A 10,729-nucleotide genomic window follows, 5' to 3' on the forward strand; every position below is an offset into this window, starting at 1 on the left:
TCATCTACACTCCCTTACCCACCCTCTCCCCCCCCCCCCCCCTCTCCCTTTCTCCGCGGGCGCCCGGGCGGCGCCACCGCCCGCCCGGGGGCGGGCCGCGGGGGCGCCCAGCCCGCTGCCCGGGCCGAGCGGCAACGTGGAGTTCTTCGTATGGTTGCGCCGGGGCGCACCGCCGGCCGACCCGCAGCGGGTGCGGGCCGTGGTGGCGGCCGGGCCGGACGGCCTGACGACGACCGGCGACGTGCCGGACGCGGCGGCGGCGGAGGAGGTCGCAGGATGAACGCGTGCAGCGAGCGTTCCGGGACGGCACGCGGGACACGCGGCCGCACCGGGGCGGCGACGGCGACGGCTGGGCGTCGTCCCGCCGTGGACGGGCGGCCGCTGCGATGAGCCGGACCGCGCTGCTGGTGACCCACACCGGCCGTCGGCGCAGCACCGAGCACGCCCGCGCCGTCGCCGCCGATCTCATCGCCGCGGGGTTCGAGGTCCGGGTGATCGCCGAGGAGGCCGACGACCTCGACCTGCCCGGCGTGGTGCCGATCGCCGGCCCGGAGGCCGCCGAGGGCGCCGAGATCGTCTTCGCGCTCGGCGGGGATGGCACGTTCCTGCGCGCGGCCGAGCTGGCCCGTCCGGCGAAGGCGCCTCTGCTCGGCATAAACCTCGGCAAGGTGGGCTTCCTGGCCGAGGCCGAGATCAACGACCTGGACACCGCGGTCCGTGACGTCGTCGGGCGCAACTACACGGTGGACGAGCGGCTCACCCTGGATGTCACGGCCGAGTTCGACGGTGGCCCGACCATCGAGTCCTGGGCGCTCAACGAGATCAGCGTCGAGAAGGGCGAGCGGGCGCAGATGCTCGAACTCCTCGTCGACGTGGACGGCCGGCCGCTGTCCCGTTACGGATGCGACGGCGTGGTCTGCGCCACCCCCACCGGCTCCACCGCGTACGCGTTCTCCGGCGGCGGGCCGGTGGTCTGGCCGGAGGTGGAGGCGCTGCTGCTGGTGCCGATCAGCGCGCACGCGTTGTTCAGCCGTCCGCTGGTCACCGCCCCGACGTCCACGTTCGTGATCACCGTCGACCCGTTCACCACCCTCGCCGTGCTCTGCTGCGACGGGCGACGGGTCTACGACCTGCCGCCCGGCGCCCGGGTCACGGTGCGCAGAGGCGCGCTGCCGGTGCGCATCGTCCGGTTGCGGGCCCGCCCGTTCACCGACCGGCTGGTCGCCAAGTTCGGGCTGCCCGTGCACGGCTGGCGCGGCTCTCGCCGCTGACCCGCCGCCCGGCACGGCATCGCCTCGACGGGGCGACGGGATCCCGGATGTCCGGTGGAAACCCGCCGGACATCCGACGGCCCGCCGTCCGCCGCCCGATGTCCACCTGGCGACATGTCGCTGGTGCGGCGCACCGCAGCTAGTGACCAGCCGACGCGCTGCGTCGCAGACTCCGATCGGTCGATCTCCCTGAGACCGGCCCCCCTGGAGTAGAGGAGCGCATCGCATGCAATGGCCCCCACGCTGGCTGACCGCCGGCGCGGTCGGCGCGCTGGTCGTCGGGCTCGCCGCACCGGCGTCCGCCGACCCGCCCGCCCGGCCCACCGGCCCGAACCCGGGTCCGACCGTCCCGGGTACCGCGCCCGTCCACATCACCCTCATCACCGGCGACCAGGTCGCACTGGTGCAGGCGGCGCCCGGCCGGCTGGCCGCCACCGTCCGCCCCGGCCCCGGCCGCGAGCGGATCACCTTCCACACCGTGGAGGCCGACGGCGGGCTGCGGGTGCTGCCCAGCGACGTCGTGCCGTACGTCTCCGCAGGGGTGCTCGACCCGAACCTGTTCGACGTGCAGGAGCTGGCCGCCGACGGGTACGGCGACGCCGCGCAGGGCGCGCTGCCGCTGATCGTGCGCTACCAGGAGCCGGCCGCCGGCCGGGTCCGGCCGCTCGCCGGCGCCACCGACGCCCGGCCGCTGGAGAGCATCAACGGCGCGGCGCTGCGGGTCGGCAAGGGTGACCTCGGCGGCCTGTGGACGACGCTGCGCGGCACCCCGCAGGCCCGTACCGCCGGTGCGCAGGCCCGGCTCGGCGCCGGCGTCGCCCGGATCTGGCTGGACGGGAAGGTCCGCCCGACGCTGGAGCACAGCGTGCCGCAGATCGGCGCCCCGGCGGCCTGGGCGGCCGGCCGGGACGGCAACGGCGTGAAGGTGGCGGTGCTCGACACCGGCGTCGACGCCACCCACCCCGACCTGGCCGGGCGGATCACCGAGGCGCAGGACTTCTCCGGCAGTGGCAGCGCCAACGACGGGCACGGCCACGGCACCCACGTGGCGGCCACCATCGCCGGCAGCGGCGCCGCCTCCGCCGGGCTGCGCAAGGGCGTCGCCCCCGGCGCGCGACTGCTGGTCGGCAAGGTGCTCGACGACGCCGGCTCCGGCTACGAATCGTCCATCATCGCGGGCATGGAGTGGGCCGCCCACTCCGGCGCGAAGGTCGTCAGCATGAGCCTCGGCGGCTCCGCCACCGACGGCACCGACCCGATGAGCCAGGCCGTCAACGACCTGACCGCCGAGACCGGGGCACTGTTCGTCATCGCCGCCGGCAACGAGGGCGCGGCGCGTACCGTCGGCTCGCCAGGCGCGGCCGCCGCGGCGCTCACCGTCGGCGCGGTCGACCGCGACGACAACCTCGCGGACTTCTCCAGCCGCGGCCCGCGGCTCGGCGACAACGGCCTCAAGCCGGAGATCACCGCGCCGGGCGTCGGCATCATCGCCGCCCGGGCCGCTGGCACCACCATGGGTACGCCGGTGGGGGACGCGTACACGACGGCGTCCGGCACCTCGATGGCCACCCCGCACGTCGCCGGCGCGGCCGCGATCCTCGCCCAGGAACACCCGGACTGGACGGCCGGGAAGCTCAAGGACGCGCTGGTGAGCACCACGAAGGCGAACCCGGCGCTGACCGTCTTCGAGCAGGGCGGCGGCCGGGTCGACGTGGCCCGGGCGCTCAGCCAGCGGGTGTACGGCTCGGGCACCGCCGACTTCGGTCGGGTGTCCACCGGCGGTGCGGCGGTCGAGCGGACCGTCACGTACACCAACGGCACGGCGGCCCCGCAGACCCTGCGGCTGGCCCTGGAGCTGCGCAACCTGGACAGCGGCGCGGCCGAGGCCGACGGGGTCACCGTCGGCGGCGGCGAGGTCACCGTGCCGGCGGGCGGCAGCGTGGCCGTTCCGCTGCGCGCCGACCCGGCGAAGCTGGACCGTGGCCCGCACGGCGGGTGGCTGGTGGCCACCGGCGCGGACGGCGTGGCGGTGCGTACGGCGGTCGGGCTCACCCTGAGCGGCCCGCAGCACACGGTCACCTTCCGGGTGCTGGACATGCAGGGGCAGCCGGGCATGTCGCCGGTGCTCACCCTCTTCGGCGAGCACCCCGAGTCCGACTACATCGGCTGGGCCGGCGGCGAGACGCAGGTGCAGGTCGAGGAGGGCCCCTACCTGGTCGAGGCGCTGATCGAGCACGGCGCTCCGCTGGACGAGCAGATCACCCTGGTCACCGACCCGGAGCTGATGGTCACCGGGGACGTCACCGTGGTGCTCGACCCGCGCAAGGGCACCCCGGTGCGGATCGAGACGCCGAAACCGACCGAGCAGCGGGCCGCGATCAGCTTCTACGAGCACCGGGTCTTCGGCAACGGCCGGCAGGTCGACCACGGCGTGATGACCTTCAGCACCATCCAGCAGGTCAACGTCACGCCGACCCGCGCGGTGCGCCAGGGCGAATTCGAGTTCGCCTCGCGCTGGCAGCTGGTCGCACCGATGGTGGACGCCCGGATCAGCGGATTCTCCGGTCCGCTGGACATCAACCTGATGGGTTATTCGCCGGCGCCGATCGGACGGCAGAAGCTGCCGCTGGTCTGGGCCGGCACCGGCACCCCCGCCGAGCTGGCCGGGGTGCGGGGCGCCGCGGCACTGCTCAGCGGCAGCCCGGATGTCTCCGAGGAGGAGCAGATCGCGGCGGCCGCGGCGGCCGGTGCGAAGTCGGTGCTCATCGTCCGCCCGGCGGACTTCAGCGCGTGGACCGTCTGGAACCCGGTGGGCGACCGGCTTCCCGTGCCCGCGATGGCGGTGGCGTACGACGACGGGCAGCGGTTGATCGCGACGGTCCGCAAGGGCCGCGCGACGCTGGACCTGACGCTGACCGTGGACAGCCCGTACCTGTACGACGTGTGGCAGGTCTCGAAGGGTCGGGTGCCGGAGCGGATCGTGCACACGGTCACCGCGAAGAACACCGCCGAGGTGACCGCCCGCTACGGTGACGTCGGCGGTTCGGAGTGGGCCACCGAGCAGCGGTTCGGCTGGCGTCCGTGGCAGGAGACCTCCTGGAACGACGACCAGCGGCTGGTGCGTACCGGCACCACCCGGCAGGAGTTCGTCAGCGCCGGTGACAACTGGTGGCAGCACCAGGTCCTGCACAAGCTCACCTGGTCCTGGGGTCGTCTGCTCGGCGGGCTCACCCAGCAGCCCCGGCGGTACGACGCTGACGACCGGGACACCGAGAGCTGGCACGTCCCGGTGGTCCGTCCGGCCGTCCCGGCCGGCGCTGCGGTGCCGGTGCCGTCCCGCACCGGGGACACGTTGGACCTGCGGGTGGCCGAGTATGTCGACGCCGACGGGCACTACAGTCCGGCCGGCGGCAGCGAGGAGTCGGACTCCGTCGAGGCCCGGCTCAGTCGGGACGGGAAGCAGATCGCCGACCTTTCCGGCGGGTGGGCACCGGTGCACACCACGGCGGAGTCGGCCCGCTACCGGCTCGACCTGACCACGCGGCGGTCCTCGGACGAGTGGCGCTACGCCACCCGTACCGAGACGGCCTGGCAGTTCACCTCGGCCCGCCCGGCCGAGGAGAAGGCCCGGCCGCTGCCGCTGCTTCAGGTCGACTACCAGGTCCCGGCCGACCTGCGCGGCCAGGTGGCCGGCGGTCGGACGCACCGGCTGGGGTTGAGCCTGCGCCAGCCGGCGGGCGTGCCGGCGCCGACCGGCACCAGCCTGCGGGTCGAGGTGTCCTTCGACGGCGGGAAGACCTGGCGCAAGGTGCCGGTGAAGGGCTCCGGCACCCGGTTCACCGCCACCGTCCCGGCCGGCCGGGGCACGGTGTCCCTGCGGGTGCACGGCAGCGACCGGGCCGGTAACACCGTCGACCAGACCGTGGTCGACGCGTACGGGCTGCGCTGACGCGCGCGGGGCGGGGCGGCCGTGGGCCGTCCCGCCCCTTCGCTCAGATCCAGCCCCGCCGGGCGACCTGGAAGGCCAGCCCGGGCCGGGTGTCCACGCCGGCGGCGGCCATCAGGTCGGCGAGTCGGCGCTGCACGGTCCGACGGCTCACCCCGAGTTGCGAGGCGATGGACTTGTCCGGCACCCCGGCCACGAACAGCGACAGCAGCCGCGCCTCGTCGGCGTCCGGTCGGTAGCCGTCGCCGGGGTGGTCGTCGGGGTCGTCGGGCCTGCGGCTCTCGGACGCCGGCACGGCCAGCGGGTCGTCCAGGCGCAGCCGGGTCGCCACCCGCCAGTGGCTCTCGAAGAGGGCGAGCAGCGCGTCGAGCAGTTGACTGCGGCCGATCACGGCGGCGCTCGGCTCGCCGCCGTCGCGGTCGGGCACGAGCGGGCAGATGGCGGTGCGGGCGTCCACGATGGCGAGTCGGACCGGCAGCCGGTCCAGGACGCGGGCCTGCTCGCCGGCGGCGACCCCCTTGGCCAGGTCGGCCAGCGCGCCCGGTTCCAGCAGCAGGTCCCGCTCGTAGATGGCCCGGTAGTTCACCCCGCGGGCCAGCGCGTCGAACTCCTCGACGTTCTCCGGGCCGGCCATCGCGAGGGGGTTCGTCCGGCAGAACCAGAGCACCTCGGTACGCGCCGAGTTCTGCAGATCGCGGAGCCGGTCCCGGAGCATCCGCGCCCCGGTGATCACCTCGACCAGGTGGTCACCGTGGTGACGGCGCAGCCCGGACCGGTACTCCTCGGCCAGTTGGGTGACCCGCCGCCGGGCCGCCTCCAGGTCCTCCTGTCGGCGCAGCAGCGCCGCGCCGAGGGCGACGTCCGGTGCCCTCGGGCGCAGCGGGGCGTCCGGGTCGGTGTCGGTGGGCAGCACCAGGCCCTTGATCCGTAGGGCCTCGACCTGCGCGACGACCTGCGCCCGCGGGCGTTGCAGCCGCTGGACCAGCTCGTCGATCCGGGCCGTGGTGAGCTGGAGCAGGCAGCGGTAGAGCTCCTCTTCAGCCGGGGTCAGGCCGATCACGTCCAACACGGGGCAGAACTGTACGTCGGCCCGGTGCCGGCCGTACGGCGACCTGCCCCGCGGCTCCGTCGGCTGGTCAAGTGTCGGGCCACGCGTCTACTGTCGGTTGCTGTGCTGGAAGAGCTGCGCATCACCGGACTGGGCGTCATCGAGGACACCACGCTGCCGTTGACCGGCGGGATGAACGTCATCACCGGCGAGACCGGTGCGGGCAAGACGATGGTGGTCACCGGCCTCGGCCTGCTCTTCGGGGGCCGGGCCGACGCCGGGCGGGTCCGTGCCCAGCCCGGGCGGGCCGTGGTGGAGGGGCGGCTGCGCCTGCAGGGCCGGGTCGCCGACGCGGTGTACGCCCGGATCACCGACGCCGGCGGCGACCCCGACGAGGACGGTTCGCTGCTGCTGAGCCGCACGGTGACGGTGGAGGGCCGGTCCCGTGCCCACCTCGGTGGCCGGAGCATGCCGGTGTCGATGCTCGGTGAGGTGGGTGAGCAGGCGGTGGCCGTGCACGGCCAGTCCGACCAGCTGCGGCTGCTGCGCCCGGCCGAGCAGCGGGCGGCACTGGACCGGTTCGCCGGCCCGGCGCACGAGAAGCTGCTCGACGCGCTGCGCGAGGCGTACACCGGTTGGCGGCGGATCGTCGACGACCTGGCCGACCGCCGCCGCAACGCCCGCGAGCGCAACCAGGAGGCCGACCTGCTGCGGCTCGGCCTCGACGAGATCACCCGGGTCGATCCGCAGCCCGGTGAGGATGACGAGCTGAAGGCCGAGGCGCAGCGCCTCGAGCACGCCGAGGGGCTGCGTACGGCCGCGCAGGTGGCCCAGCAGTGCCTGGCCGGCGGCGCGGAGGCGGCCGACGAGACACCGGACGCGACGGCGCTGCTGGGCACCTCCCGGCGCACCCTGGAGGCGCAGTCCGGCACCGATCCGGCGCTCGGTGAGCTGGCGGCCCGGCTGGAGGAGGCGGCCACCCTGGTCACCGACGTCTCCGCCGAGCTGTCGGCGTACCTGGCGACGCTCGACGCGGATCCGGCCCGGTTGCAGCACATCTACGAGCGGCGGGCCGCGCTGCGCGCGCTGACCCGCAAGTACGCCGACGACGTCGACGGGGTGATCGCGTGGGCCGAGCGGGCCCGCACCCGACTGTCCGACCTGGACACCTCCGACGACCTGCTCGACGAGTTGGAGCGCGAGGGGCAGCGGCTGGCGGGCGAGGTGGCCGATCTGGCCGGTCGGGTGTCGGTCTCCCGACAGGAGGCGGCCGTCCGCTTCGCCGATCAGGTCACCGTCGAGCTGGCCGGCCTGGCCATGCCGCACGCCCGGATCGAGGTCGCGGTGCTGCCCCGCCCGGCCGGACGGTCCGAGCCGTCGCTGCCGGTCAACGGCGCCGAGGTGGGCATCGCCCCGGACGGCGGCGACGAGGTGGAGCTGCGGTTGCTGGCCCACCCGGGCGCGCCGTCGCTGCCGTTGCAGCGCGGCGCCTCCGGCGGTGAGCTGTCCCGGGTGATGCTCGCCATCGAGGTGGTCTTCGCCGGTTCGGGTGGCCCGCCCACGCTGGTCTTCGACGAGGTCGACGCGGGGGTCGGCGGTCAGGCGGCGGTGGAGATCGGCCGGCGGCTGGCCCGGCTGGCCCGCAGCCACCAGGTGCTGGTCGTCACCCACCTGCCGCAGGTGGCGGCGTTCGCCGACCGGCACCTGGTGGTGGCGAAGGACACGGGCGGCGCGGTGACCACGAGCGGTGTGCGGGTGGTGGAGGACACTGAGCGGGCCCGGGAGCTGGCTCGGATGCTCGCTGGTTTGCCAGATTCAGATCTGGGTATCGCCCACGCCGAGGAGCTTCTGGCCGTGGCGGCCAAGGAACGGCGGCCGTGACGCCGCGTATTGTGGGCGCAAGCACACCGGCTTGCGCCGACGTGTGCTTCCCTGGGTAGGCGGCCCTGCTCAGGCATGTCGCGACAGAAAAGCTGCCTCACATGCCAGGATGGTCACGATGCGTCTACCCACGTTGCGCCGGAACCGGATCGCGGAGCCGGGCAGAGTCCTCGGCACCGCGCGCCTCGATCGCCGGACAAAACGCCTGGTCGGTCGGCTACGGCCCGGTGACATCGCGGTCATCGACCACGTCGACCTGGACCGGGTGGCGGCCGATTCGTTGGTCGCCGTCGGTGTCGGGGCGGTGCTCAACGCCAAGCCCTCGGTCTCCGGCCGCTACCCGAACCTCGGCCCGGAGGTGCTGATCGCCGCCGGCATCCCGCTCCTGGACGACCTGGGGGAGGGCGTCTTCGAGCGGATCCGCGAGGGCGACCAGGTGCGCATCGAGGGCAACACGGTCTTCGCCGGTGACGAGCCGGTGGCGCACGGCAGCCTGCAGGACACCGAGTCGGTCGCCAAGGCGATGGCCGACGCCCGGGAGGGGCTGTCGGTGCAGTTGGAGGCGTTCGCCGCCAACACCATGGACTACCTCCGCCAGGAGCGCGATCTGCTGCTCGACGGCGTGGGCGTGCCGGACATCGAGACCCAGATCCAGGGGCGGCACTGCCTGATCGTGGTGCGCGGCTACGACTACAAGGCCGACCTGGACGTGCTGCGCCCGTACATCCGGGAGTTCAAGCCGGTGCTGATCGGCGTCGACGGTGGCGCCGACGCGCTGGTTGAGGCCGGATACACCCCCGACATGATCATCGGGGACATGGATTCGGTGACCGACGACGTGCTGCGCTGCGGCGCCGAGGTGATCGTGCACGCCTACCCGGACGGGCGGGCGCCCGGGCTGCCCCGGGTCAGCGGCCTCGGCGTCCCGGCGGTGACCTTCCCGGCGGCGGCGACCAGCGAGGACCTGGCCATGCTGCTGGCCGACGAGAAGGGCGCCTCGCTGCTGGTCGCGGTCGGCACCCACGCCACGCTGGTCGAGTTCCTGGACAAGGGCCGCGGTGGGATGGCCTCGACGTTCCTGACCCGGCTGAAGGTCGGCGGCAAGCTGGTCGACGCCAAGGGCGTGAGTCGGCTCTACCGGCAGAGCATCTCCGGTTCGTCGCTGCTGCTGCTGGTGCTCTCGGCGGTCGCGGCGATGGCCTCCGCGGTGGCTGTTTCCACCGTCGGGAAGGCATACCTGGGCGTGGCCGCCGAGTGGTGGGACAATCTGGTGTTCCAGCTGTACCGGCTCTTCTAGTTCCCGACCGATCAAGAGGCTGCAAGCGTGATCAACTTCCGCTACCACGTGGTGTCCCTCACCGCGGTCTTCCTGGCTCTGGCGATCGGCCTGGTGGTCGGCACGGCCGCCCTCAACGGCCCGGTCGCCGACTCGCTCAAGGAGCAGGTCACCGGGCTGCGCAAGGACAACCAGCAGTGGCGTCAGCAGGTCAACAGCATGGAGAAGCAGCTCGGGCTGGAGGAGGAGTTCGCCGAGCAGGTGTCCCAGGTCGTCCTCCCGGGCACCCTCACCGGCCGTCGCGTGCTGGTGCTCAGCCTGCCCAACGGGCGCGACCACACCGAGGGCGTGCTCAAGAAGATTCAGCTCGCCGGCGCCACCATCACCGGCCGGGTCGACCTGCAGGACAAGTTCATCAACCCGGACAACAACTCCAACCTGCTGGAGTTGGCCGTCACCGCCGCCCGGCCGACCGCGCAGACCACCGGCCTGCCCGGCAACGGGCACGGCGTGGAGACCTCCAGCGCCCTGCTGGCCAGCGTCCTGCTGGACCGGGCCCAGGGCACCGCGCCGGTCAGCGACGCCGACCGGCGGGCGGTACTCGCCGCCTACAACAACGCCGGCTACCTGACCACCGACGACAACAAGGTCACCGGGTCGGCCGAGGCCGTCGTCGTGGTCAGCGGGCAACCGTACGTCGACAAGGACTCCGACAAGCGCGACGAGTCGGTCGTCAAGATCGCCGAGCAGTTCGACCGGACCGGATCGATCGTGGTGAGCGGCAACGGCTCCACGGGCGGCAACGTGGTGGCCGTGGTCCGCGGCGACCCCGTGCTCTCCCAGACCATCTCCACGGTCGACAACGCCAACACCCTGCAGGGCCAGTTCGTCAGCGGCCTCGCCCTGGCGCAGCAGCTCACCGAGAAGAAAGCCGGCCAGTACGGCGTCGGTGACAACGCCGCCTCCGGCCTGTTGCCTAGACTGCCCCAGTGAGCGAACGACGTACCCCCGTGTCCGAAACCGACGAGGCGGCGCGTGAGCGAGCGCAGCGAGCGAACCTGAGGTACAGCAAGGCGGCGTCTTCCGCCGCTGCCGAGCGAAGCGAGGTGGCGGCGTGAAGGCGCTCGGCCGGCTGCTGATCGCCGGAGCCGGCGCCGCCGCCGCCCGGTACGCGCTGCGTGAGGTGCGTACCGCCCCGATCGGGCCAGCGCTGGAGCGCACCAACTTCCGCGGCCGCCCGGTGACCCTGGCCGCCGGGCCGGCGCTTGCCGCCGGCGCGGCCGCAGCCGGCGCGTTCGGCGCCACCA

At 73.8% G+C, this 10,729-nt stretch carries 6 protein-coding genes and 2 pseudogenes; 7 read left to right on the forward strand and 1 reads right to left on the reverse strand.

What is annotated here, in order from left to right:
* Window positions 1-88 precede the first annotated feature (88 nt).
* The 3 genes and pseudogenes from ACWD6N_RS36185 to ACWD6N_RS36195 form a co-directional block, all read left to right on the forward strand.
* Window positions 89-280 (forward strand): annotated as a pseudogene (locus ACWD6N_RS36185) (16S/23S rRNA (cytidine-2'-O)-methyltransferase); the annotation flags it as partial.
* 106 nt (window positions 281-386) lie between these two features.
* Entirely contained in the window at window positions 387-1,271 is an 885-nt protein-coding gene (locus tag ACWD6N_RS36190) for an NAD kinase (RefSeq protein ID WP_354968512.1), read from the forward strand.
* Window positions 1,272-1,497: 226 nt separating this feature from the next.
* On the forward strand, window positions 1,498-5,220 hold the full coding sequence (locus ACWD6N_RS36195; RefSeq protein WP_387328724.1) for a S8 family serine peptidase: 3,723 nt from the start codon (window positions 1,498-1,500) through the stop codon (window positions 5,218-5,220).
* 43 nt (window positions 5,221-5,263) lie between these two features.
* Here the strand turns inward: ACWD6N_RS36195 and ACWD6N_RS36200 are convergent, their stop codons facing one another.
* Window positions 5,264-6,286: a helix-turn-helix domain-containing protein gene (locus tag ACWD6N_RS36200; RefSeq protein ID WP_354968501.1), complete on the reverse strand. Its 1,023-nt coding sequence runs from the start codon at window positions 6,284-6,286 to the stop codon at window positions 5,264-5,266.
* A 102-nt stretch (window positions 6,287-6,388) separates the two neighbouring features.
* On the opposite strand from ACWD6N_RS36200, the gene recN reads away from it, so the two are divergent.
* The 4 genes and pseudogenes from recN to ACWD6N_RS36220 all read left to right on the forward strand — a co-directional run.
* Window positions 6,389-8,146 (forward strand): DNA repair protein RecN, encoded by a 1,758-nt coding sequence (gene recN, locus ACWD6N_RS36205; RefSeq protein WP_354968500.1) that lies wholly within the window; start codon window positions 6,389-6,391, stop codon window positions 8,144-8,146.
* A gap of 118 nt (window positions 8,147-8,264) precedes the next feature.
* Window positions 8,265-9,443, forward strand: a complete 1,179-nt coding sequence (gene steA, locus ACWD6N_RS36210; protein WP_354968499.1) for a putative cytokinetic ring protein SteA — start codon at window positions 8,265-8,267, stop codon at window positions 9,441-9,443.
* Between the two features lie 27 nt (window positions 9,444-9,470).
* The gene (locus ACWD6N_RS36215) at window positions 9,471-10,415 is read left to right on the forward strand and encodes a copper transporter (RefSeq protein WP_354968497.1); all 945 of its coding nucleotides are present in this window, start codon (window positions 9,471-9,473) and stop codon (window positions 10,413-10,415) included.
* A gap of 121 nt (window positions 10,416-10,536) precedes the next feature.
* Window positions 10,537-10,729, forward strand: a pseudogene (locus tag ACWD6N_RS36220) (hypothetical protein); the annotation flags it as partial.

It is taken from the genome of Micromonospora sp. NPDC005163 (genome assembly GCF_053599835.1).